Below are 24,517 nucleotides of genomic sequence, written 5' to 3'. Positions count from 1 at the left end.
TCGACCGTACTGCCGGGCTCACGGCCGGGGGTTCGGCGCCGACGAACTGCGGCGGTCGTGGGCGGCGGACGTCTGGACCAGGGCCTACGACGCCAAGTACCAGCACGCGGTCGGGCAGCCCGTCACCTCGCGGTCGGAGGACGAGGCCCGCGAGCGCCACGGAAGTCCACAGCGGACCAAAACCCGGATCGCCCGCCTCCTGCGTCACAGCAGGTCAGCGGGCACACCACAGTCGTCCTCCACCGCTTCCTCGTCGACCACCTCGGCGCCGTCCCACACGAACCGGGCGGTGGTGACGGCGTCGTCGTCGCCACCGCTGATCAACTGGTGGATCGCGATGCCGTCCAACTCGCGGTAGGTGCACCACTCGTGGTCGGAGGTGAGGACCAGGTCGAGGTCCAGCGCCGACAGCAGTGCGAACACCTGGCCGCGGTTGACGCTGTCGACACCGACGAAGACCTCGTCCAGCAGGATGACCCGCGGCGCTCCGGCAACGGCCTGGTAGTGGGCCGCCACGGCGGCGAACAGCGGCAGGTGCAGCGCGATCGCCTTCTCACCGCCCGACAGCGCGCCGTGCAGCTTCTTGGTCAGGGGCTGCCAGCCCGTCCCGTTCATGCGGTCGACCTTCACCACGAACCGGTGCCAGGCCGTGTAGTCGAACACCTGCCCCAACTGCTGCTCCCAGTTGGTGGCCGTCTCATCGCCCTTGGCCTGTTCGACCCGGTCGCGGAAGAACCGGTGCAGCGACTCGCGGTCCTCCTCGGACAACCGCACCGGGTCCTTGAGCAGGAGGTCACGCGCTGTTCTCGTGCCCGGTGGCAGCTCGGGCGACACCTCCCACACCAGCCGCACCGCCACCTTGGAGGCGGTGCGCACGCGCTCCAAGCGGGCGTTCATGCCGTCGACCAGGTCGTGCGCCTGCCGTATCCGGGCGGCGAGGTGGCGGCGCGTGTCCCCGGTGAGGGTCCGGTCGAACAGCTCGCGCTCCTGCGCGGTGATGTCCTCCCTGCTGCGTTCCGCGTCGGACCGCAACAGGTCGAACAGCGCGGAAGCGCCGATCCTCACCCCGTCCACCATGGCGGAGAAGACCTGGACGTCCTCGTCGGAGTCGAGTTCGAGGTCGGCCCGACCGCCCAGCGCCTCGCGGGAGGCGTGCACCTCTTCCGCCAACCGGTGTGCGGCATCGCCGAGGTTCTTCGGCGAGTGGGGCAGCGACGGCCACACGGCCGCGATCGACCTCGCCGCGTCGAGCGCTGCCCGGACACCGCTCGACGCCGTCAGCACCTGCCTGAACGCGGGCGGGTCGTCCAGACCGCTGTCGGCGGGCAGGCTGCCGTCCGCCAGGTGCCGAAATCGCGCCGCGGCCTGATCGCGCACGTCGGTGGCGCGGTCGCGGTCACGCGCGTCGGTGGCCCGCTGGGCGGTGAGCTCGCCCAGGCGCACGGCCAGGGTGCCGATCTCGTTCTGGTTGGCGCGCGCTTCCCGCCTGGTCGAGCCCAGCTGCTCACGCAGCCCGGCGAGTTCGTCGAGCACCTGCCGGTAGTCGACGCCGATGGTGCCCTCCACGGCGTCCAGCTCGCTGTCGAGCCTGCGGGCCACGACTTCGGCGTCGTCCGCTTCGTCCTCCCGCTGTTCGGCGGCGAGCCGGGACCGCTGGGCCTGCTCGGCGGTCCGGTCCGCTTCACGACGTGCCGTGAGCAGGGCGGCGTGCTCGTCGATCCAGGTGTCAGCCGCGGTCCGGAAGGCGGCGACGGCGGCCACGACGGCGGTGAGCGCGTTCCGCCCGGTGGGCAGGCCGTGTTCGGCTGCCGTCGTGGTCAGCGCGCGCAGGGCTCGGTCCACGCGCTGCTCGCTCTTCACCAGGCCGTCCAGTGACCGCCGAACCACGCCGTCGGCGCTGGAGACCGCCGAATCCGCACGGGTCAGGGCATCCAGTGCCGCGTTCGCGGCGGTGTGGTCGGGCCGAGCGCGCCGGTCGGCCTCGACGTCGGCCCTGCGTCCGGTCAGCGACCGCAGGGCTGCCGTGTGCGTCCCGATCAGCTCCTCCGACGCGGCGATCCGCTCACGCAGTTCGGTCAACCGGCGGTGCCGGGCCCGTTGCCTGGCGAGCGCGCCGATGTGCGATGCCTCGTCCTTGCGCCAGGTGCCGCGCAGGTTGCCCGTACGCCAACCACCGTCGGCCCCGATGGCGACCGGGTGACCTGCGGGCAGACCCTCCCCGTACGCCACACCACCGAGTAGGCGGGCGACGACGTCGACGGCCACGGGCGCGTCGACCTCGGGTACGAGGACGTCGGCGAGTGATCGACCCGGCGCCGGCGGCACGGCGCCGGGTACGGCGAACGTGTCGTGCCCGGTGACCGCGCCGTCGTGGCCGACCCAGGCGTCCAGGAGACCGGACGCCTGGAGCGCGGCCTCCACCGACGCGCGGACGTCGTCGGGCACCGCGTCGGCGAAGCGGACCAGGCGCCACAGGGGCGCGCCGGTCATGGTCACCCGGTCCGCGGTGCGCGTGTGCGGCGGCAGGGGAGGCAGGTCCTCCTCGGCGAGCAGCCGCCGGACCTCGTCGCGCAAGGCGTCCCGATCGCGCTCGGCGTTCGCCAGCGCCGCCCCCACCAGGGTCTCGTCCCGGGTGACGGCGCCCAGCACACGGCTCGCGACGGAATCGACCTCGGTCAGCACGGCGGTCTCCGACGCCGCGAGGTCGGCTAGCACCCGGGGGTCGGCGAAGGTGAGTCCGCGGCAGTCCGCCGCCCACGCCAGGACGGCGGCCCACAGCTCCGCGAGCGCGGCCTCGCGCCGGTCGGCGAACTCGGCCCGCCGTTCGGTGACCTCCGCCAGGGTCTCCCGCGCCTCGTCGAGCGCACCCTCCGCGTCCCGCCTGCTGTGAAGCGCCACCTCGTGCTCGTTGAGCGCGGCGCGCACGGCCTCGACCTGCTCGGCACGCGCTTGCACCGCAGCGCGCAGCAGGGCCCGTGACCGGGAGGGGTCGGTGAGGACGCGGGCGATCTCGGCGTGCACCGAGGCAAGACCGACACGGGCGGCGGCGGTCGAGGCGCCGTCGGCCAGCGCCCCCGTGGCCGCTTCCCCCGCGTCCGCGCGCCGGGCGGCGGTGTCAGCGATTTCCGCGTCGCCCCGAGCGGCCTCGCGGTGGCGCTCGGCGTCGGCACGCCTCTTCCCCGCGGCGGCGCGAGCCTCGCGCACGGTGGTCCGCAGCCGGTCGAGCTGTTCGCCCTTCCGGTACGCCTCGCTGCCGGTCAGCCCTTGGACGCGTCCTTCTGCGTCGACGATGCGCTGTTCCAGCACCTCACCGCGTTCCTCGGCCTCCTGTTTGCGCCGCGCGGCGCGGCGGTGCTCGTCCTCCGAGAGCTTCGCGGCGTCCGCGAGGTTGCCCAGCTCCGTGGTGGCGGAGATCAGCTTCGCCGCCGCGGCGCGCAGCACGCGCCGCGCATACGCGCGTTGCCTGGTTTCGAGGTGCTGCGCGGCCTCCACCTCCGCGTCGAGGCGTTTGAGCCGGTCACGCTGCCGGTCCAGGCGCTCGAAGCCCTCCGCGAGGTCGCTGATCTCCGCCTCGCCCAGCGGCGGCAACGCCTTGGACAGCAACGTGGACAGCAGCCCGGGGTCGAGCCGTTGGGAGAGCTTCGGCGTGCGGAGCTGGAGCAGAGCCGTGATGAGCGCGTCGTAGCGCTGCTCGCCCAGTCCGGGGAACAGGGTCGAGCGCACGGCCGCCCGGTAGTCGGACGCGTTCTGGTGAAGCGTGCCCCGGTCGCCGAGCGCGGCTTCCAGGACCTTGCCGGTGAGGGGTGCGCCGTTCGGGTCGGTGAGGTCGAGGCCACCCGGCACGCCGATGCGCTGCCCGGTGGTGAAGTAATCCGGGTGCACCGCGGTGGTGTGCCTGGTCGCGGCCAGCCGCGCACCGCACGAGAACCACTCGTCCGGCGAGCCGTCCGCACCGGGGAAGCGGAACTCCAGCCACACGTACCCGACTCTCGTGGTGCCGGTCGCCCCCTCCCCCATCAGGTTCCAGTGCATGGTGCGCTCGGACGTGCCGAACGTGGAGAGCCGGTTGGCGCGCAGGTTGGCGTCGAACAGGAACGGCAGGAGCAGCTCCAGCGCCTTCGACTTGCCGGTGCCGTTGGGGCCGCGCAACAACAACCGCCCCTTGTGGAACCTGAAGACCTCGTCGTAGTAGCGCCACACGTTCAGGATCCCGGCGCGTTCGGGCACCCACCTGGTCGCCGCACCGCTCCCCACGCGCGGCAGCCCGGTCACCGTCATGACCCGTCCTCGACGTCGTCGGCGCTCGTTCGGGTCACCGCGTAGCGGCCGGCGGCGGGCCGGGCGCGCACGACACCGCTGTCGAGCCGGACGAGGCCGAACGCCCTGAGCACGTCCAGCGCGTCGGCGACCAGCCGCGTGGCCCCGTCCTCGCCCCGGTAGCCCTTGGCCCACCGGGGGAAGCGGCCGAGCAGTGCGTCGGCCTCGGCGCGCAGCTGCTCGACGGCGACCTGCCCGTCCCCGGCCGTGATCACGTCGAGGAGCAGCAGGGCGGCGACCTTGGCGTTGCCTGAGTCGTCGGGGAACCGGCTGTCCGTGGCCACACCGTCCGGATCGATCAGCATGACGCCTTCGGCACGTTCCTCCACCAGCAGCCCCGCCTGGTCGGCGGCCCGGCGCAGGAGCTGCCCACCGGTCGGTGACGACAGGTAGGCGAGTTCCGCGGGTGTCAGGTCGTCGCGGTGCACGACCGGGTCGTCCACCAGCTTGCGGAACACCGAGTGCCGCAGCCACAGGTTGCGCTGGACCTCGGACACCGGCTCGTCGGCATCGCCGTAGCGCCGTTCGAGGGACAGCCGGGTCAGCAGCTCGGTGAAGCGCGGCGGCACCTCGTCGGTGTACGACCTCCCGGGGGTGACCGCGACCTGCGACGCGCCGACCGGGGCCGCCAGCAGGCGCATGAGCAGCGTCGCGTCCACCCGGTAGAGGACTTTCGCGTCGGTGGAGTCCACGAACGACTCGGTGGCGCCGTCCACCACCTCGACCGCGCCGACCGACTCCAGCAGTCGCAGCGCGTCGACGAACGCCATCCGCTCGGCACGGCTGGACGTGTCGAACGGCGGCAACACCGGGTCCGCGGCCGACGCCTGGACGACGCGGTCCGCCAGTAGTCCGACCGTGGTCACCGGCGCGCCCAGCAGCTCGGCGGCCACCACGCACAGCAGGGTGTACCGGCGGCGGTCGAACGGCGCGCGCCCCGTGCGGTGCCGTCGCGCCGGGCGGGTGGGGTCGGTGGCGACCCCGACCTTGGCCAACCGCGCGTACCCCAGGCGGGGTTCGACGACCAGCGACCACCCGCAGTAGTAGTCGAACCACTTCCCGACGGGTTCACGACGCCTGCGCACGAGGTCGAACGCCTCCGGTGCGGCCTCGGCGCCGATCAGCGGTGTCGCCAGCAGCAGTCGGATCGCCCGCGCGACCTCCTCGCGCTCCGCGATGACCAGTTGGTTCGCCAGGTTGCTCATCCGGTCGCCCCTTCGGCAGCCCGCCGCGGCCGCCGTGCCGTGCGACCACCGGGCGTGCGGATCTCGATGTCGTAGTCCGGGCCGGTGAACACGCCGCGCGGCGTCCTGAGCACCGCCTGCTCGCGGTGCGCCCCCGGCGGCCTCAACAGGATCTCCACCCGCCCGTCGCCCGTGGTGGCCCGGTGGACGCCGTGCCGGTCCGGTGCCGCGGTCAAGGCCCGCCCGAGGAGGTCGAGCAGCCGTTCGAGCACCTCGTGGTCCACCCGCCCGAACTGCGACAACCTCGTGCCGCCACCGGTGTCCAACCGGTCCCACGCGGCCTTCAGCGCGGCCCGCTCCGCACGAGCCGACTCGGCGCGCGCCGCCTTGACCGCGGCCACGTCGCGCACCCGCCCGGTGCGGCTGAACCGCTCCGTCCGCCCCGCGCTGCGCAGCAGCGCCGACACCTCCACCGGCGGTGCGTCGGCCCACCGGCTCGATGAGCCGACCAGTTCCGGGTCGGGGTGCGCGAGGTGCGCGTGCCGGGCCGAACCGAGCCCGAAGGCGGTCGACCACAGCAGGTGCAGGTCCTCCTCCGCCGGCGCGACCGCGAACCAGCGCGCCAGCTCGCGGAAGTCGGCCGCAGCACTGGTCGACCTGCGCCTGGACTCGGTGATCCGGTCGAGCACCTGCAACAACGCGATGATCGCGCGCCTGGCGACCACGAACAGCTGCTGAACCCTGGGCGTGCCGCCGTCCACCGGCAGGAACCACGCCCGCAGCCCTTCCCACCTGGCCCGGCGCAGCTCCGACCACGCCACCGCCGGGTCGTCACCCGAGGTGGGCGGGAGTTCGGCGCCCACCAGCGCGCGGTGGTGCAGGAGGGCCACTCCGCGTTCCTCGACCAACTCGACCCGGTTGGCGATCGCGTGCGCCCGCTGCTCCAGGTTGGTGGTGAACTCCTGGAGGTACGCCACGGTCGCCGACTTGACCTCGTGGAACGTCTCCTGGTCGGCCCCCTCCGCCCGCAACAGGCGTTGCAGCTCACCGTTGAACTGCTTGGTGTTCCCCCGCAACGCCTCCAGGTGCCCCTCCAGCTCGACCAGCGTGCCGAAGATCCGGCGGTCCGGCACACCGGGATCGCCCAGCTGCGCGACCAGCTCACCGAGCCGGTCCGCGATCGCGTCGAGCACCGCCGTCTGGAGCGCGCCCGTCGAGGCCAGCACGCCCATCGCGTGCACCACACCGGCCAGGGCGGCTTCACCGCGCTTGGTCAAGGAGTACTGGAGGTTGCGCCGCTCGTACTCGTCGGCGGTCCGGTAGTTCTCGGCGTGGTTCTGGGTGACGTCGAGCAGCCGCCAGTCGCGCAGGCTGCCCAGCGCCTCGGTCAGGTCCCCGTCGTCCAGCGGGTCGAGCCACCCCACCGAGCGGAGCCGCGCCCGCACGTCGTCCAGCCCGAGAGCGGTCTCCAACCGCTCGTTGGCCTCGCCGAACGCGTGCAGGATCGCCACGTACAGCCCGGCCCGCTCGCCCGTGGTGAACCGGAACATCTCCGGCGGCACGCGCACGGCCTCCACGAGCACCCTCCTCCCACCGGTCGAGCACGCTACGGCAGACCGCCGACATCCCGTCCGCACTCGTCGAGTTCGTCCAACAGCCGCGCGGTGACCCGTTCCTCCGGGACCGCCGGCCCGTGCTCGCGCATCGCGTCCGCCAGCCCGTCGTCCCACGGCGCCTCGGTGACCCTCCCCACCGACGTGGCGACGCGTGCGCCGCCCAGCGCCGACAGGTAGTCGCCGGTGGCCATGCGCCACGGCACGGCGCCGGTGCGCGCCACCACGTGCGCGGCGATCCGCACACCCTCGCCGTCGAAGTCCCCGTGGTAGCGCAGCGTCGCCCCGGCCGCGGCCAGACCACGCAGGAGCACGATCACCGCGCTGTTGGGCCAGCCCGACGTGCACACCACCGGCGGGCACGAAGCCCCGAACCGGGCCACCGCCACCGCGAGCACGCTCGGGTTCTCGAACACCCACACGTTCCCCGGCGCCCCGGCGAACGAGGTCGCCCGGACCTGTGCCAACGTCAGGGCCGCGACGTGCCCCGCGTCCGCGCACACGCGCAGCACCCCGCCCCCGACACCGCCCAACCGCAGGCCGGCGACCAGGACGACCGGGGACAACTCGTCCTCGACCACCCCGGCGCGCTCCCACAGCGCCCGCCGCTCCTGCGCGTCCCCCGGCGGGTCGACGCCGTAGAGCGCCGCCAACGCCCGCAGGACCAGCCCGGCGCACCGCGTTCCCTCGTCCAGGGCGTGCGGGTCGCCGAGGACGGCCTCCGCCAGCACCGGCAGCGGCACACCCGTCGCGGGCAACGCGGCGACGACCCGCAGGGCCCGGTCGAGCCCGTCCCTCGTGCGCTCGACGGAGCCACCGACGAGCCCGGCCCGCCGAACGGCGTCCACCCACTCCAGCAACACCGGCTGGGCCGTCACCACGGGGTGCCCGGCCAACCACGCCCACAACCCGGAGCGGGCGCCGGTGGCGAGCGCCCGGCGCCCGGCCAGGTCGTCCAGCGGACCCAGGAGTGCCACGACGACCTCGCGCAACCCCGCCTCCACGGACTCCCGGAGCAACTCGTCGAGCCCGACCACCGACACCGTCGCGTACCGACCCGGCAGTCGATCGGCCCCCAGCAGGTCGGCCACGGCCGACCGCTCCTCCTCGTCGAGGGGACCGACCTTCACCCGGCTGACCGGACGCCCCGACGACAACCGGTCGTGCACGGCCCGCCACAGGGGCCGCAGGGCGGCGGTGTCGAGCCCGTCCAACGACCCCGTCAGGGCCCACCTCCACGGGTTCCGGTCGGGATGACGTGACCCAGCTTGAGCAGGGCCTTGCGGAACTTCGACTCCTGATCCGGCCGGACGGCGAGGTGGCGGTCACCGATCGGGCGGCACAGCGCGCGCAAGGCGCGGTCGCGGACGATCAACGCGGCGAGCGCGGGATCGGCGCACTCGACGACGCGGACGTGGCCGAGATCGGTCAACTGCGAGCTCCGCCGCTCGACGTCCGCGACCAGCGCGCGCACCGCGTCGGGCAGGTCGTGCCCGGTCCGCTCGGCGAGGAAGTCGACGAACCCGTCGAGGTCGCGGCCGTTGCCGAGTGCGGTGAGCAGACCGGCCGACGACACCCTCCAGACGCGGTCGGCGGTCTGCTCCGCGTGGGCGGACAGGACGAGCCGGTCCGCGGCGCCGATGTCACCGGTGGCGACGACGTCGAGGGTGGGCAGCACCTTCAGCGGCCGGGTTCCGGCGGTCCCGGGCCCGGCCGGTTGGTACGCGTCGGTCAGGCCGAGGGCGTAGGCGCCCAGCGCGGTGAGCCTGATCGCCACGAGCCCGTCGTAGCGGCTCAACGCGTCCAGGTCGTCACCGCCCCAGTTGTCGACGTAGTCGTCGCGCGCACCGCGTGGGTCGACGTAGTCGAGGTCGACCAACCCCAGGGTGCCCGCGTACTCGAACAACACGGCGAGCGTGTAGCGACCTTCGAGGAGTTCCCAGTCGTGGTGCCCGTCGTAGCCGAGGCTGCCGTACTCCGGGTCGACGAGGTAGAGCTTCCACAGCGCCCTGTCCGTGCGGGCGATGGTGGGGCTCATGTTGCCGCGCCGCATGGCGGTGAACAGGGAGTCCACGTCGACCCACCTGTCCGGCGGGCAGCCGGCCAGCGCCGCGGCGACCGCCTGTCGCCGGGTCTTCGCCGCGGTGAGCACGTTGCGGGCCTGCTGGCCCTTGATCTGCTCGACCCGGCTGAACTCGTCGATCGCCGCGTGGGTGAGCCAGCGCCGCCACAGGTTCCGAACGGCCTCGGCGGACGGCTTCCCGAGCACCGCACGGCCCTTCGGGGTCAACCGGAGGCGGGCGCCGTCGAGCGAGGCGAGGCCACCGGCCTGGAGCAGCAGCGGCCACGCGAACGCCGCGATGGGCTCCTCGGGGTAGAAGTCACCCCGCACCAGGTGCGCGCCGACGGTGCGCACGGTCGCGGCGGACGGGCGACTGGTCTTGTCGCTGCACCTCACCTCCCCGGCCGCGCACAGTTCGAGCACGGCGCGCAGGTTGGCCAGGGCTTCCTCCTCCGTGCACCGCACCTGCTCCGGCCAGGAGCCCACCCCGTTCACGTCCCCTTCGCCCGGCAGCGGTGGGCATCGATCCACTGCGAGCCTTCCGGCGGCGGAGCGGGCAGCGACAGGTCCGAGAGGGAGATCCGTTGCGTCGACTTCCCGCGCACGCAGACAGCCACGACCCGCTCGTCCCCGGTCAGGTCCACCCCCGTCACGGTCACGTCCACACCCGGCACCACCGTCCGGAACGGCACGGCGAGGTGCTCCTCGATCATGGTGTGGAATCCCGTGACGCACTCGCTGTCGTCGTAGCAGTCGACAGTCGCCTCCGCGATCAGCGCGTCCAGCGCCACCCGGTTCGATCGGCTCACGCGACGAGGTTCCCACATCCGGCGACCCAACTCCCACAGGGAGTGACAACCGCGTGAGCCGTGAGCACCGCTCACCCTCGCGCAGCCTGTCCGGAGCGGTCTTTCCTGTGCTGCCGTCACGGTATGTCGGGAGGTGGGCAGGTGGTGACGGGTGGCGACCTGGTGGCGATGACGGAGCAATCGGCGGGTTCGCCGTTGCGCGCGCCTGCGGGAGGAGATCGCATGCAGGATCCTTCGGACTCGGTGGAGATCGCCGAGTCGATGACGATCCCGGACGCCGGACGCGAGGAGCTCCAACGGCGGCGCCACGCCTCCATCGAGGCGAGCGAGAAGAACGAGAGTATCGGCACGAGACCTCCTGGGCCGATTGAATCCAAGGCCACGTCCTGACCAACGCCTCGCACATCAGGGTGCACGGTTCAGGGCACCACCAGCCCTGGTCCAGCCAGACAGTCCGCGCGCGAAGCCACATCCGAGAAGCATGAACCGCGCCACATCAACTAACTGCGCCCAACACCCGCCAATGCATGCCAACTGCGGCCAACAAGCTGAGCCCCACTCCGCCAGCGCTGTTCCACAAGTACCCTGACCAGCGCAAACAGGGAACCAGAACGTCAGCCGGTGCCGTTCACTCCCGTTCGAAGCCGTCGCACGTCGTTCAACTCCACAACCTGCTCCAGATCTGCTCCACCCACCGCAGCATGAATAGCCGAAGAGGCCGAACTCAACCGTCGAACACGCGTTTCCTTGTGCAGCGCGAAACTCGGCCCGCACTCAATGCCTCAAGGTCGCGCCATGGCTACTCGAGTATCTCCACGTCCGTGGAGACAGACCGTGCGGCCGAGTCCTCACGGTCGGGATGTGCGTCGAGGGTTTCAGTGTTCTCATACCCGCATAAATAAGGATACGTTCTGCAATGGCACTGATACTCTGGGTCATGTCCGGGGAGGGCAGATGACCGGGTTCGATGTCGATCCGAAAGCGCTGCGCGCCGCGGCCGATGCCGCGAAGCAGGCCGCAGGGGTCGTGCGCAAGTTGGAGCTGGGCCGGGTGGCGGAGCTCGCCGCCGCGCTGCCGGGCACGGAGTCCGCCGGGACCACCGGCGAGCTCGGTCCGCACTGGGAGGCCACCACCGCCAAGTGGGCCCAAGGTGTGGACGCCTACGCGAACGCGCTGATCGCGGCCGCCGACGACTACGAGGCGCAGGACGACGACACCGAGCGGGAGTTCGGCAAGGCAGGAGGCCGCTGATGGCCACGTGGTCCGAGGTCAGGCAGTGGCAGCCGGATGCCATCGGGCAGGTCGGCGACCACCTCTCCGCACAGAAGAGACAGGTGATCGGCCTGCAGGACGAACTCGACGGCGCCAAGCCGGTCGGGTGGACCGGGAAGGCATCGGAAGCGGCGGCCGACGACCTCCTCGTCCGTCGTCAGGAACTCGAGGAACTCGCCGCGCGGCTGTCCGCGGCGGGGAAAGTCGTCGACGACTCCGAGCAGTCCGCACGGGACCTGATCCGCAGCGTCGAGGCGACCGAGCAGTTCGCCGCGCAGAACGGCTACCGCATCGAGAACGGCACCGTCGTGAAGACCTCGGACGTCGGTGGATTCCTGGACAGCGCGATCATCCAGGTCGAGGTGCAGGGCATCCTCGCCCGCGCGGCCGAGATCGACATGGAGTTGAACTCCGTGCTCAAGCGCATCCTGTCCAACGGGATCGGCGACGCGGGGGCGACCACCCTGGCGGCGGCCGCGACGGCGGGCGAAGACCGCGTGGTCGATGAGCGGCGGCACCGCGAGCTGCTGGAGAAGTACCAGGTCAAGACTGATGGCACAACGATCTGGCCGAGCGGTCTGACCGGTTGGCTCGCGGAACGCAGAGGCATCAAGAAGGAGCGCGTCACCCAGGCCGAGGCGGAGATGCTCGACGACCTGCAGATGCGCAAGGGACTGCTCGGCCTCAAGGAGTTCGGCGACATCCGGCAGGACGCGCTGCACGTCGCTGAGGGCAAGTTCGACGGCAAGGGCGGGACCGACGGGCACGCGGACGCCTTCCGGCACGCCTACTGGAATGCGCTGATGACGCAGCGGTACGGTGAGGAGTGGGCCCGCGAGTTCGCCACCGCCCACGAGCGCAATCCGTCGAGCCACCACATCCCGGTGGGCATGGATCTGCACAACAACGAGGTCGGCCGCAGCATCGCGCAGGCCAACCCGGACGCGAGTCCCGAACAGTTGGCGAATCTGGTCGAACAGGCGGTCGAGGACGGCAAGATGGTGGTCATCGACAAGAACGACACCCTCGTGCCCTCCAACGAGGTACCACCTGGCGAGACCCGCGAGACCAAGAAGACACCGTGGCCCACGGACAACCCCGGGCGCAACGACGACCACGACCCCGGCACGCCGTCGGCTACTCCGGACCAGTACTGATCATGCGCTCGATACTGACCCTGATCGCACTGCTCGCCCTGCTGGCAGGATGCAGCGAGACCGCCTCGGGAGTGACGGTGGAATTCGACGAGAACCTCGAAAAGGCGATCGGCGAGCTGGCCCGCTCGGACGACTCCAGACCGTTCAAGGAGCTGGCACCCGGCGATTGGACCTCGGTGCGCGTCCTCACCGGACCAGCGTCCGGCACGCGGATCGAGCGGGAGTTGGGTCGGCCCGTCGAACTGGACGGCGACGGCACCTACGACGGCGATTACGTCCAGGACGGCAACCTGCTGGTGTTCCAGCGTGATGGCGAGACCGTACGGATGGCAAGCCTCGGACAACTCGCCGCACTCGCCGACGGCGAGTACCGCGAGGACGTGGTCCTGCAGGCACGCGGTGGCGCCATAACCATGACCGACCCGGACGGACGCCCCGCAGGCCGCTGACCTCACGAGCCTGTCCCCCGGCGTCGCATCGCATCCCATCGTCGCCCCCCACGATGGGGCGCGAGGTGCCGTGGTCGAATTGCCCGCCCTGTTCTCGGCCACAGCGACGATGACCGTCGCGATCACCGCCATAGCCGCAGCCCGGCGAACTCGACGCGGCCCAACTCCAACAACGCGCCGCTAAACGGGATGATGTCGCCGCTGTGCGCCGCTGCCACACCCGAGACGCACGAACCGCACCACATCAACGAACTGCGCCCAACAACCACCAATCCATGCCAACTGCGGCGAAGTGCAGCCCACACAAGCTGAGCCCCAGTCCGCCAGTACTATTCCACAAGCGCCCTGACCAGCACAAACACAGAATCAGCACGTCAGCCGGTGCAGTTCACCGCCATTCGAAACCGTCGCACGTCGTTCGGCTCTACCGGCTGCTCCAGATTTGCTCCACACACCGCGGTGTGAATGACGGCAACAGGTGCCGACCTCAACCGCCGAACACGCGGTCCTCGCGTGCGGTGTGAAACCCGGTCCGCGCCCGCAGCGCCCCGGCCAACCACTCGCCCCGCTCGTGCCACGCCGCCGTGGTCGCCTCGTCAGGGAAGCCCGAACCCGCGGAGTCGCTGCGGTTGCGCACGGGCTGGAACTCGTCGTCCACGCGTCAATCGCCTCCACCAAGTCCGCAGGCCCACCGAACTCGGCCACGAGCCGCTCGGCCGGGCACCTGTCGGCGATCACCGGCCGCCCGCGCCGCCTCGTCACGCGCCCGCCACCAACCGGACGCCGGCCACCCGGCGTGTAGACGCACGGCAGGCGCGGATCACCGAACTCGACGCACCCAGCCGCCGACTGTCCGGCAACACCACCGACCGCTCCGAACGTCTCGCGGTGGGCACAGTCTGCCGCGAACAACCCGCCGCAGGCCGCTTAGCGGCTCACCACAGGTCAGGAACCGCGGCATCGTCTTTCGGCACCCGCGGTCCTCGGTTGCGGACGACGAGTGCTCCAGCGATACCCATTGCGCGTCGTCGGAAATCCGCCACCGGCACGCCGCCGGTCACCCACCGTCGAACGCGACCTGGGCCGATCCGGTCTTCCGCCCGGGGGCGGACAGTATCGTGGAGCCGAGTGCGATCTCCAGTTGCTCCCACCGCGTGACCAGGTCCGACATCATCAGCATCAGCACGTCGGGGAAGGCGTGCAGGAAGCTCTGGTACCGGTAGTGGTCCAGGTAGAACAGGACCACGTCGTCGCCGAGCGCCGTTACCGATGTGGTGCGGGCGTTGAAGAACAGGTCGTAGTGGCCGAGCACGGCGCCGCGACCCACGACCGCGCGTTCGTAGATGCCGCCGAAGTCGACCTCGACCTCGCCGCCGGCGACGAGGAACACCCCGTGCGCGGCGTCGTCCTCGCGGCAGATCGCGTCGCCCGCGGTGAAGGGGATCTCGTCGAACATCGAGGCGAGCGTCTCCAGCTCGGAGGTCGTCAGTGAGGCGAACAGCCGCACCCCGTGCGGGTCGACGCCCTCGCGCAGGCACGCCACCCGCTCGGCCAGGTCACGCTCGTCGATGTGCGTCATCCGCAGTCGCGCGAAGCGCAGCACGCGATCGGTGTTGCGCGACTGGCGGCGGGAGGTTCCGGCGCTCGGCGGGGTGTAGAGGGTGGTGTCCCCGCTGATCCGCGCGGCTTCGCGCAGGCCGGATTCGTAGGCGCTGTGCACGCAGCCCCAGTGGTAGGGGTTGGTGCCCTCGCCGGCGAAGAACAGCCGGTCGCCGACCGGCTCGGCCAGCCTGCCGATGTCCTTCGACGAAGAATCGACGCCGATGCAGGTGTACGAGCCCAGGGAAAAGGGGTCGGCCGACCACGCGGTGCGCGAGATGTGCTCGGGCATGGGCACGTCGGCGCCGAACAGGTCCTCGACGATGGTGCCGGCGTAGGCGGCGACGTCCTCGTCGGACCAGGTCTCCGCCTCGCGGCCGAGCGAGGCGCCGAGCAGCAGGACCAGGACCGGCTTGCCGTGGGACTTCCACATGCTGATGACGACCGTGGGGTAGCGGTCGGTGTCGCGGCACAGGTAGCCGAAGACGTACTGGTCGCGCGGCCAGAACGGTTCGCGGTAGTGCAGGGCGATCTTGTTGAGGGTACCGAAGCCCAGCCGGGCGATCGCCGACCGCTTGGCCTCCGGCAGCGGGGGCTCGAAGCGCACCGCCCCGGCCTTCAGCACGCCGAGCGGCACGGTGACCAGCACCTTGTCCGCCTCGAAGTCGCCCCGCCCGGTGGTGACGCGCACCGGCCCGGTAGTGGTGGTGTCGATCCGCGTGACCGCGTGGCCCAGTCGGACGTCCAGCCCTTCGGCGAGGGCGTCGACCACCGCCTGGTAGCCCTGGTGCAGGACGCTGTCGCCGTAGCCGTAGACCAGGTAGCCGTCCTCCCAGAACTTCAGCGACAGCCTGTCGGGGTCCTCGGCGACGTCCTCGCGCAGGAGCACGTTGAGGTGATAGCGGACCGCCTGTTCGTCGTCCGGCGGCAACCGGCGCTCGGCGAGGATCCGGCGCAGGGCCTCGCCGAGCGGGATGTCCGGGTGCTGCTCCTTGCGCGCGATCGCGGCTCGCTGTTCGAGCTCGTGCAGGACGTCGTCGGCCAGTTGCAGGGTGCGGCTCTTGTGGCGGTGGTCGGCCAGGCGGTGATCCGCGCCGAACAGGTCCAGGCTGTCGAAGCCCCCGGTGTAGGCGCTGTCGCCGCCCACGTAGCTGTACGGGATGCCCAGGTCCTCGACCAGCTCGGTGATCGGGTTGCCGTCCGTGCCGTGGATCCAGTGCGCGCCGAGGTCGACCCCGTGCTCGTCGGTCCAGATCCGCCCGCCCACGCGGTCACGCCCCTCAAGCACGACCACGTCGTGGCCGGATCCGCGCAGCGCCCGCGCGGCGGCCAACCCGGACATCCCCGCGCCCACGACGATGACGCTGGGCAAGCCGTGCTCATCAGCTTTTCGAGACATCGTTTTATTCTCCGGCAGTCCGCATAGGCGCTGACATACCCGGATCGGGTGTTTCCGATTGGCCCTTTGGAGTCACCCCGGAAGGCTTGGCCAATTCTCAGTGGGCGTGTTCCCGCGAAGTGCGGGTTGATTCGGTGTCGGGTGCCGCGGGGCCCGCGCCGGCGCTGACGGATCGCGCGCCTGGCCACAACCTCGAATGAGCCTGCGGTGACGCGACCGGTCACCGCTCTCGAGCGTTACCGCGTCCAGGCCACCGACGACGCCGGCCTGACACGGACGGGACAAACTTCCGGCGGAGCCGCCCGCAGCAGGCCGGCTCGCGTCGAACGCGCTGTTGCTCCAGCTCGGTGTCGTCATAGCGAAATGGGCGGTCGGCCCACGACCCCGGCCGCGCTCGGCATTTCCCGGCCGATCCTGCGGCGACCGCGGTGGCGAGCACTGCTCGCCACCGCGCCGGCACTAATGATGATCATCGGTAACAGGCAACGTGCCAAGAACCAGATTTCCTACGTCCCATCCGGCGAACGCGACCTCTACGGCCTGCCACCCGACGCCGAGCCCCGTGGCCGCAACGACCTCGAGCGGCGAGGACTGCTGGAGGTCAAGCGCGTTCCGCAGGGCGGCGAGTTCGACTACCACCGGATGCGGGCCCTCCACCGCGTTCACCTGAAGCGGTTCGGCGATCCGTCCCCAGCCGAACTGCTCCCCTAGCCATTCAGCCAATAATGAGCAAGTTTCACATTTTAGACATCAACGAACTGCGCCCAACAACCGCCAATCCATGCCAACGGCGGCGAAGTGCCGCTAACACAAACCGTGCCTCACCCTGCCAGTGCTGTTCCGCAAGTGCCCTGACCAGTGCAAACAGGGGAACCCCACGTCAGCCGGTGCCGTTCACCGCCGTCCGAAGCCGTCGCACGTCGTTCAACTCCACAACCTGCTCCAGATCTGCTCCACCCACCGCAGCATGAATAGCCGAAGAGGCCGAACTCAACCGTCGAACACGAGTTCCCCACGTGCGGTGCGGAACTCGGTCCGCACCCGCAGCGCCGACGCCAACCTGCTGGGCAATCGCTCGCCCCGCTCGTGCCAGGCCGCCGTCGTCGCCTCGTCGGGGAAGCCCGAGCTCGCCGGGTCGCTCCGGTCGTAGACGGCCTGGAACTCCTCGTCCCACCCATCGATCGCCGCCGCCAGGTCGGGTCGCGCACCGAACTCGACCACGACCCGCTCGGCAGAGCAATTGTCGGCGATCGCCTCTTCCGCAATGCGGACCCGGAACGGGAAGCACTCCCACTCCGGTGCCACACGTATCAAGACCAGTCGCCCTGTTCGCCATCCTTGACGATGTGACCGAGTCAAGCTCCGCGCCCGTCCGCGGCTTCCACCGCCGACGCCTGTGCCCTCGCCAGGACCTCCTCCTCCGCCAATGCCGTGGGCGGGTGGTGGCTCAGGCACATCGGCACCTGGACCTTCGAGAGCCCGGTTCCCTCGGTGGCGCCGTAGAACTGACCGGCGGGCAGGCGGGAGACGTCGTCGATGCGGCCGCCCTTGGCCCGCGCCAGGTCGCTTGCCGCCTGGATCTGGACGGGTGCGTTGAGCAGGCCGAAGAACTGGGTCGCGGCGTTGCCCGAGACCACGTTGTGCAGCGCCTTGGGGGCCTGTGTCGCGTAGACCATGCCCAGCCCGTACTTGCGCGCCTGGGACGCCAGGGTCAGCGTGCTCTGGGTGGAGGCGGTCGTGGTGCGCGAGGACACGAACGTCTGCGCCTCATCCAGCACGAAGAGCCCACCGAGCGGCCGGTCCCTGGCGGGGTTGCGCTTGATCCACGAGAACAGGGCGAGCTGGAGCTGGTTGACGAAGGTCTGCCGCTGGTCGTCGTTGGGCAGGCCGATGCAGCTGATCACCGACACCCTGGCCCGCTTGCCGGCCGGAGGGGTGAGCAGCACACCGGGGTCGAGCCGCTCCCCCGCCCCGCCGAACACCGGGTCGTTGATCATCTCGGCGTTGAGGCCGTCGGCCATGTCGGCGGCGAGGCGCGGGGCGTCCCGCACGGTGCTGATCCCGGGCGGCAGGTCGGCCAGGAACGCGAGGAAGTCCCGCAGCTCACCGCCCCCGCCGCGGACGAAGTGCGTCAGGGCCTGGGTGAGGACGGCTCGGCCGGTGGTGGCCTTGCGTCCACCGAGGTTGGTGCGGGGCACCAGTCCGGCCACGGCCGCGTCGATCGCGGTGCGGAACTCGTCCGGGTCGTCGGGTTCGCGGTCGAAGCCGGGCAGCGGGTCGAGGGTGAGCGGCCTGCCCGCCTCGCGCCGGGGCGTCCAGACCGCCACGTCGGTGTCGCGCAGGTAGCGGTCGGCGCGTTCGGCGTCGCCGGGTTCCCAGAGAGCGGGTGGGGAGGGCCAGGGATCGCCCAGCCGGGCGAGGTCGTTGTTGGTGTCGATGAGGATCGAGGAGACCCCTTGCAGTGCGGCCTCCTCGACCAGGCGGCGCAGCAGCACGGTCTTGCCCGAGCCGCTGCCCGCGAACACGACGGTGTGCTTGCGCAGCAGGGCGAGCGGGACGGTGAACGGCGTGCCGGTCACGACGCCGGTGCCCAGGCGCACGCTCGGCTCGTCGGTGGCGAGTTCCCCCACCGCCTCGGCGGCCTCTCCCGGTGCGTCGGTCTCCTCCGACGAGGTGGCGGGCTGGTCGGGGGTGACGTCGGACAGCGTGCCGCTGACCCCCGGCCACTCCGGCGCCGGGCCGGGGTCGTCGTGACGGGCCTGCGGCACGGACGTTGTCGCGAAGTGGTCGAGGTCGGCCAGCGCTCTGGTCAGCAGCCGCGAGGAGGTCGCGGGGCGGCGGGTGAGCAGCCACGGCAGGAACCCCGGCGGTGACTGGTCGCGCATCTTCTCCAGAGCGGTGAACAGGCGCAGGTCGCTCTCGGCGACCGGCAGGTCCAGGCCCCCGTCGGCGCGGAACGCCTCCAGCGCCGCCGTGGTGGCGGGCCCGCCGGAGAAGGCCGTGTTGCGCAGCACGACCAGGTGGCGCTTGTCGTCGTCTCGGCGGAGTTCCGCTTCCGACTGGGCGGACTTGAGCCGCGCCAGCACTGCACGGGGGTGGGTGTGGGCGATGGCGCGGAAGCTCCAGTGGACCTCGCCTTCTCCGGCCTCGTCGATGGTGAGGCGCAGTCGGGCGTGCAGGGGCGGGTTGCCGCCGCGTGAGGCGTCGACGGTCAGCGGCGGGCCGTCGGCGCCTCGTTCGAGCACGAAGCAGTGCAGCACGGCGCCGAGCAGGGCCTGCATGCGCTCGTCCTCCCGCTGGTGGTCCAGGGGAGCGAGGATGTCGGCGGTGTCGCGCAGGCGGGCGAACAGGGCGTCGAGCTCGTCCGCTTCCCGTGGCACCACGGCCGGCGGGCCCGCGGGCTCGGCCGTGGCGGCGGCGAAGTCCCGCAGCTCCTCGACGGTGTCGTGGGTGAGGCACCAGCGGATGTGCTCGTCCACGCGTTGCAGGAGCCGTCGGGGCGTCCAGTGGGCCACGTCCCGCCCGGCGAACGCCGACGGGTGGACAGGCCAGGTGGCGTGCGGCGGGGTGAAGCCGATCTCGCCGTAGAGGCCGGCCAGGTGCCGCTCCACGATGGCACCGGACACGGCCGCGCTGGGCATGGCGGTGCGCAGGTCCAGCACGCGGAACCGGTCGGCCGCGGAGTTGACGGCGTGGTGCTCGATGAGGTCCCACGAGCGTGGCAGGCAAGCCACCACCACGATGGTGCGCCTGGTCTCCTCTCGCACCCGCATGAGCCCATCGGCCAGGCGGTCGACCAGGGCCTCCTCGCCCGGTGAGCCAGCGGCCTGGGTGATGACGCTGTCGACCTGGTCGACGGCCATGACGACCGGACCGACCAGGGCGAAGATCTTGGACAGGTCGCCGAGCAGCAGCTGCGGCGACCGGGACGTGGTGCGGAACCCCCACTCCGCCCGGTCGGTGGCCTCGACACCCTCGGGCAGGACGAGGTAGGCGTTGCCCGCTTCCCACGCCTTGCCTTTCGCGCGGTACAGGACCAGTGCCCGCAGGGTGTCCTGGCACTCGACGGCGACCTGGGCGTCGAGGGGACGCAGCCCGTCGAGCAGCGCCTCGATGTCCTGCCTGCGCACCGGCAAGGTGCCGGTGAGGCGCATGCTCGTTTCCTGGTCCTGGCCGGTGAGGCGGGCGAGTTCACCGAGCAGGCGGCCCAGCTGCCCGCCTTGGCGGTCGAGCAGGCCACCGACCACGCCGTGTACCGCACCCTCCCAGAACGAGTGGCGGTCGAGGAGCTTGAGCAGGAAGAACGACCCGCCCTGCCGCTGCACCTGCTGCCTGAGCCAGCCGAGCATGTGCGTCTTGCCCACGCCGCGTTCACCCCGCAGCACGATGCCCATGGGGCTGACCTGCGGACGTCGTCCGGCCGCTGCGACGGCCCGGGTGATGCCGTCGACGGCATGCGGGTGCAAACCGTCGACGTGGTGGTGCATGGGACTCCAGATGTCGTCCGGTGTCACCGCCCAGCCGAACTGCACCGATGACAGCGCGTTGCGCTGCTCCTCGTTCACCAGGCCGCCTCGATCGCCAGTGTGTGGCGAGGGCTGCCGCCGAGCACCAACGCGGCCTGCCTGTCCGGCTCGGTGAGGGATTTCTGGTCGGCTTCGGCCCGCAGGTGGACGTCGGGGCGGTCCGCCAGGGCCGTCAGCGCCCGGTCGAGCCGGTCGGTCGGCACGTCGTCGAGGTGTTCGCGCAGCGTGCGGAGGGCCACCGAGTCGCCGGGACGCGGAGCCAGCACGCGGTAGGCGGTTTCGACCCGGTGACCCAGGCCCGGGGTGAAGAGCCCGCCGAGGGTGCCGCCGGTGACCTCCAAGTGGCGTCGCAGGCCGGCCAGCAGCACGTAGAGGGCTCCACCGGCGTAACCGGCCCGGGCAGGCCGCGGGGCGGACAGCTCGGCCTGGCACCGCACGGCGCCTTCGTCGGTGAGGTCGTGCGCGTAGGCGCGGCCGACTTTGGTGCTGATCACCAGCCCGAGATCGTTGAGGCGGCGGCGGCAATCGCCGTCGAGGGTGAAGCCGGCCAGTTCCCGCAGTTCGGCGTTGGTCAACTCGCGGGCCTCCGCCATCAGCACGAGCAGTGCGGCGCGCTCGCGCATGGTCAGCCGTTCCTCGGGCATCCCGTTCCCGTTCCCGCGGTCATCCGCGTCCTCGATCGACGACGGTGAAGCCGCCCGGCTCCACCACGATGCCTTGCTTCGCGCCGGTGCTCTCGACGTCGCCCTCCGCTCGGACGGTGAGTCCGGCGGTGTGCGCATCGACGGCAACGAGGTAGGTCCGCCGGTCGTCGACCCGCACGCGGACGGCACGTTCCCGGCCGGTCGGTCGTCCGTCCAGCGTGAGGGCCCCCCGGATCGTGACCACACGACGTGGGCCGTCCTGGGCCAAACGCGTCACCCGGCCCCGGACAACGCCCCGGGCCGCGACCGGAACGGCTTTCCCCCGGCGCGCGCGGACGTTCGCGCCGAAGTTCCGGGGAAAGCGCAGGGAGGTGTCCTCCCGGTCGGCGGGCAGCCCGGCGGCCCAGTGGAAGACGAGGTCGAACGGCGACCCGCGATGCTCACCGGCGAGGTCCGCCAGAGCTGAGGAAACGTCGTCCACGAGGTCGTCGACCGCTCGCGGGTCGGCGGCCAGGGCGGCGTTCGACGTGCGCAGCAAGCGCATCGTGGTCGCGCGGCCGAACCGCGGCGCGGCGTCGTGGTGGACGGGGATGAACAGGTCGAACCCGAAGCCTTCGTCCGCGGTGGACAAGGACGTCCGCTCGACCAGTCGACCAGGTGTCCGGGCATCGGCGCCGGGCAGGTCGTCGGCCACCGCGCGGGCACAGGTGGTGATCAGGTCCCTCACGGCCCGCACCGCCCGCAGACCCGCGCCGAGGGGAACGGTGGCGAACTCGGGCAGGGTGACGCGGTAGGACACCACGTCGGAGTCCGGCAGCACCATGTCCCGTGCCACGAACCGCAGGGAGCGTTCCTCGGCGTCGGCGACGCAGACGAGCAGGTCGCGCAACCGCGCCCCCAGATCGGCGGTGTCGTCCGCGGGCACCAGGACGTCGAACTCGTCCCGGGTCCAGATGTCGGCGCCGCGCCAGTGCCCGGTGATCCCCCACCTCTTGGCGTTGAGGTAGTCGACGACCTGGTCGACACTCGGCAAGGCCGTCACGTGGCCGCCGGCAGGAGCGCGCTGTGGGTGACGAGGTCCCGCAGGCTGTTCGCCGTGAGGACGTTGCCCAAGGGCACTTCGACCTTCACGCGTCGACGACGGTCGGGGGCGTCGATCGGGAGGCGGTCCCGCAGGGACACGTAGTAGCCGATGTGACGCAGCAGCAAGCCGGAGGTGCTGAGGTCGGCGTAGAGATCCGCACGTGGTGGCACGTGGACGACGAACAGGTAGCGCGGGACGAGGAACCCCTCACCCGCCAGCTTGGTGAACTGCCCCTCGTCCAACCCCCGGAAGTCGATCACGCCATGCCGCGGGTTCACCGCGGAGACGGTCTTGACCTGCACGTCGATCCGCGGCGAGAACCCGCTCGGAGTGCGACCCGGCATCTTGATGCAGAGGTCGACCCCGTCGAGGTCGACGTCGTCCTCGGACCAGACGAGGCCCGCGCCGGAAGCGAGCACCCTGATGTAGTCGGCGCCGAACTTCCCCTGGTGGTTGCGCGCGTCGAGCACGGTTCACCTTTCGAGTGAGTCGTGTTCCGAACGGACTTCCGTCGTACTGTACGCGCTGGCCTCGATAGGACGACGCTCGATTGGAGCAGGCACTTCGCAAGAGGCAATGCCGGACCATTTTTCCGCAATTGTGCGGACCGGTTGCCGGGGACAAGTCTTCGATCGGCCGGGCCGAAGTCGCCCACACGACATGACACGCCGGTCCGGTCGGCCCGGCCAGGAATCGGCCCGAAGAACCGTGATGGCGCTGTCCGATCTCCACCGGTTCGGCAGTGCCGCGATGCTGCGCGACATCACCGGCAGCACGGTCGTCGTCGACTGCTCGGCCACCGTCCACCGGTCCGGCGCTACCCTCACCTCGACTCGGCCGCGCCGGAATGATTCGGCCCGCGCGGAAGAACTCCGACCCGAGGGGAGACGAGTGGCGAAGTCCGCGAAGCACGTGACCGGGCGGTGGAGGATCGTGGAAATGGACCAGTGGGACCAGGACGCCATCGACCTCGTCGAACCCGGGTTCATCGAGTTCGCCCGGAACGGGACCGGCGAGTTCGGCTTCATCGCCGTCAACGGCGGGATGGACTGCCGCTGGAGCGAGCGCGACGGCCGCCCCTTCGTCGAGTTCACCTGGGAGGGCAACGACGAGATGGACCAGGCCAGTGGTCGCGGCTGGGCCGTCCTCGCCGAGGACGGCACGCTCACCGGGCACCTGTTCTTCCACCTGGGAGAGGACTCGGGCTTCCGCGCGACGCCGTTCCCCGGAACCGGAGCGCGAGGCGGGCGTTGAGCGAGTACCAGTACTACGAGTTCGCCGCGCTGGACCGGCCGCTGGACGCGAAGGCGCAGGCCGAGGTCCGCGCCCTGTCCACCCGCGCGCGGATCACCGCTACCAGCTTCGTCAACGAGTACGAGTGGGGCGACTTCCGCGGCGACCCGAACCGACTGGTGGAACGCCACTACGACGCGCACCTATACCTCGCCGACTGGGGAACCCGACGCCTCCTGCTGCGCCTGCCGCGCACCCTGCTCGACCTGGACGCGGTCGAGCCCTACCTGGTCGACGAACAGGTCGAGGCCTGGACCACGAACACGCATCTGGTCCTCGACCTGCGCAACCACGACGAGACCGGCGACTGGGACTACGAGCCGCAGGGGGCACTGTCCGCCATCGTCGGCGTCAGGACCGAACTCGCCGCCAACGACCACCGCGCGCTGTACCTGGCATGGCTGGCCGGATACGGCACGTGGGAACGCGACGAGGAGGCGTTCGACCGCGACGCAGACAACACCCCGGAACCCCCCGTGCCCGCCGGACTGCACGCGCTCACCGCGGCCCAACGCGCCCTGGCCGACTTCCTCCGCCTCGACGACGACCTGCTCGCAGTCGCCGCCGAGGCCAGCCCACCGCTGAACGAGAGCACCGACGACCTCGAACAGTTGGCGACCTGGGTGAAGGCACTGCCCGGCACCGAAAAAGACCACCTGCTGGTGCGCGTCGTCCAAGACCAGGCCGCGACAGTGCGCATGGAACTGCTCCGCCGGTTCCGCGACCGCACCACCCAGCCCGCCGCACCGCCACACCGCACCGTAGGCGAACTCCTGGACGAGACGGCACGCAGGCGCATCGAACGACAGCAGCGGAACGAGGCCGAGCGCGCCAAGGAAAAACCCAGTCGCGAGCGCGAACAAGCCCTCGCCCACAAGCAGCACCTGGACGAGCTGGCACAGGACGAGCAACCCGCCTGGGCACGCATCGACGCCCTGATCGCCACCCGCAAACCCGCCGAGTACGACGCCGCCGTCGCACTCCTCGCAGACCTACGAGCCCTGGCCCACCGCGACAACCGACCACACGACTTGGGTCTGCTGCACGGATTGGTGACATCTGAGTTGGCTTGCCGTGATGGTGAGCTGGGAGGATGTCGCTGTGCCCAA

Annotated in this window: 20 protein-coding genes; 7 read left to right on the top strand and 13 right to left on the bottom strand. The window is 71.2% G+C overall.

Going from position 1 to position 24,517, the window contains the following annotated elements; translation table 11 throughout:
• Window positions 1–204: 204 nt before the first annotated feature.
• Genes ACFP3R_RS30850 through ACFP3R_RS30825 form a run of 6 tightly spaced genes read right to left on the bottom strand, consistent with a single transcriptional unit; the run spans window position 205 to window position 9,985 of the window.
• Window positions 205–4,278, bottom strand: coding sequence for a TIGR02680 family protein (locus ACFP3R_RS30850; RefSeq protein ID WP_380641141.1), 4,074 nt, complete (start codon window positions 4,276–4,278; stop codon window positions 205–207).
• Window positions 4,275–5,522: a TIGR02678 family protein gene (locus tag ACFP3R_RS30845; RefSeq protein ID WP_380641139.1), complete on the bottom strand. Its 1,248-nt coding sequence runs from the start codon at window positions 5,520–5,522 to the stop codon at window positions 4,275–4,277. Before ACFP3R_RS30845 ends, ACFP3R_RS30850 begins: the two co-directional genes overlap by 4 nt.
• A complete protein-coding gene (locus ACFP3R_RS30840; protein WP_380641137.1) occupies window positions 5,519–7,078 on the bottom strand; it encodes a TIGR02677 family protein in 1,560 nt (519 codons plus the stop codon). Before ACFP3R_RS30840 ends, ACFP3R_RS30845 begins: the two co-directional genes overlap by 4 nt.
• A gap of 29 nt (window positions 7,079–7,107) precedes the next feature.
• On the bottom strand, window positions 7,108–8,328 hold the full coding sequence (locus ACFP3R_RS30835) for a TIGR02679 family protein (protein WP_380641135.1): 1,221 nt from the start codon (window positions 8,326–8,328) through the stop codon (window positions 7,108–7,110).
• Between the two features lie 8 nt (window positions 8,329–8,336).
• Window positions 8,337–9,671 carry a helicase-associated domain-containing protein gene (locus ACFP3R_RS30830; protein WP_380641133.1) on the bottom strand — a complete coding sequence of 445 codons (1,335 nt, stop codon included), beginning with the start codon at window positions 9,669–9,671 and terminating at the stop codon, window positions 8,337–8,339.
• The gene (locus tag ACFP3R_RS30825) at window positions 9,668–9,985 is read right to left on the bottom strand and encodes a hypothetical protein (protein ID WP_380641131.1); all 318 of its coding nucleotides are present in this window, start codon (window positions 9,983–9,985) and stop codon (window positions 9,668–9,670) included. Before ACFP3R_RS30825 ends, ACFP3R_RS30830 begins: the two co-directional genes overlap by 4 nt.
• 141 nt (window positions 9,986–10,126) lie before the next feature.
• On the opposite strand from ACFP3R_RS30825, the gene ACFP3R_RS30820 reads away from it, so the two are divergent.
• From ACFP3R_RS30820 to ACFP3R_RS30805, 4 genes are all read left to right on the top strand, one after another.
• The gene (locus tag ACFP3R_RS30820) at window positions 10,127–10,375 is read left to right on the top strand and encodes a hypothetical protein (protein ID WP_380641130.1); all 249 of its coding nucleotides are present in this window, start codon (window positions 10,127–10,129) and stop codon (window positions 10,373–10,375) included.
• Window positions 10,376–10,939: 564 nt separating this feature from the next.
• Window positions 10,940–11,236 carry a hypothetical protein gene (locus tag ACFP3R_RS30815; RefSeq protein ID WP_380641128.1) on the top strand — a complete coding sequence of 99 codons (297 nt, stop codon included), beginning with the start codon at window positions 10,940–10,942 and terminating at the stop codon, window positions 11,234–11,236.
• Window positions 11,236–12,414 (top strand): DUF6973 domain-containing protein, encoded by a 1,179-nt coding sequence (locus ACFP3R_RS30810; protein WP_380641126.1) that lies wholly within the window; start codon window positions 11,236–11,238, stop codon window positions 12,412–12,414. The genes ACFP3R_RS30815 and ACFP3R_RS30810 overlap by 1 nt, the downstream gene beginning before the upstream one ends.
• 2 nt (window positions 12,415–12,416) lie before the next feature.
• Window positions 12,417–12,863, top strand: a complete 447-nt coding sequence (locus tag ACFP3R_RS30805) for a hypothetical protein (RefSeq protein WP_380641124.1) — start codon at window positions 12,417–12,419, stop codon at window positions 12,861–12,863.
• Window positions 12,864–13,350: 487 nt separating this feature from the next.
• Here the strand turns inward: ACFP3R_RS30805 and ACFP3R_RS30800 are convergent, their stop codons facing one another.
• Complete coding sequence (locus ACFP3R_RS30800) at window positions 13,351–13,521, bottom strand: hypothetical protein (RefSeq protein ID WP_380641122.1); 171 nt, start codon at window positions 13,519–13,521, stop codon at window positions 13,351–13,353.
• Between the two features lie 399 nt (window positions 13,522–13,920).
• Window positions 13,921–15,834, bottom strand: coding sequence for an FAD-dependent oxidoreductase (locus ACFP3R_RS30795; protein ID WP_380641120.1), 1,914 nt, complete (start codon window positions 15,832–15,834; stop codon window positions 13,921–13,923).
• A gap of 234 nt (window positions 15,835–16,068) precedes the next feature.
• On the opposite strand from ACFP3R_RS30795, the gene ACFP3R_RS30790 reads away from it, so the two are divergent.
• A complete protein-coding gene (locus tag ACFP3R_RS30790) occupies window positions 16,069–16,572 on the top strand; it encodes a hypothetical protein (RefSeq protein WP_380641118.1) in 504 nt (167 codons plus the stop codon).
• A gap of 279 nt (window positions 16,573–16,851) precedes the next feature.
• On the opposite strand, the gene ACFP3R_RS30785 is transcribed toward ACFP3R_RS30790, so the two are convergent.
• The 5 genes from ACFP3R_RS30785 to ACFP3R_RS30765 are packed head-to-tail and all read right to left on the bottom strand — an operon-like array spanning window position 16,852 to window position 22,585.
• A complete protein-coding gene (locus ACFP3R_RS30785) occupies window positions 16,852–17,166 on the bottom strand; it encodes a hypothetical protein (RefSeq protein ID WP_380641116.1) in 315 nt (104 codons plus the stop codon).
• Window positions 17,167–17,216: 50 nt separating this feature from the next.
• On the bottom strand, window positions 17,217–20,426 hold the full coding sequence (locus ACFP3R_RS30780; RefSeq protein WP_380641114.1) for a helicase HerA domain-containing protein: 3,210 nt from the start codon (window positions 20,424–20,426) through the stop codon (window positions 17,217–17,219).
• Entirely contained in the window at window positions 20,423–21,010 is a 588-nt protein-coding gene (locus ACFP3R_RS30775; protein ID WP_380641112.1) for a hypothetical protein, read from the bottom strand. Before ACFP3R_RS30775 ends, ACFP3R_RS30780 begins: the two co-directional genes overlap by 4 nt.
• A 40-nt stretch (window positions 21,011–21,050) precedes the next feature.
• On the bottom strand, window positions 21,051–22,064 hold the full coding sequence (locus ACFP3R_RS30770) for a hypothetical protein (protein WP_380641110.1): 1,014 nt from the start codon (window positions 22,062–22,064) through the stop codon (window positions 21,051–21,053).
• Between the two features lie 5 nt (window positions 22,065–22,069).
• A complete protein-coding gene (locus ACFP3R_RS30765; protein ID WP_380641108.1) occupies window positions 22,070–22,585 on the bottom strand; it encodes a DUF4365 domain-containing protein in 516 nt (171 codons plus the stop codon).
• Window positions 22,586–23,054: 469 nt separating this feature from the next.
• On the opposite strand from ACFP3R_RS30765, the gene ACFP3R_RS30760 reads away from it, so the two are divergent.
• On the top strand, window positions 23,055–23,369 hold the full coding sequence (locus tag ACFP3R_RS30760) for a hypothetical protein (RefSeq protein WP_380641106.1): 315 nt from the start codon (window positions 23,055–23,057) through the stop codon (window positions 23,367–23,369).
• The coding region (locus ACFP3R_RS30755) for a hypothetical protein (RefSeq protein WP_380641104.1) at window positions 23,366–24,517 on the top strand (1,152 nt) is incomplete at its 3' end. The genes ACFP3R_RS30760 and ACFP3R_RS30755, both read left to right, overlap by 4 nt.

It is taken from the genome of Saccharothrix lopnurensis, assembly GCF_042658445.1.
In the GTDB taxonomy this organism is placed as follows: Bacteria; Actinomycetota; Actinomycetes; order Mycobacteriales; family Pseudonocardiaceae; genus Actinosynnema; species Actinosynnema lopnurensis.
This window is presented reverse-complemented; position numbering and strand designations above follow the sequence as displayed.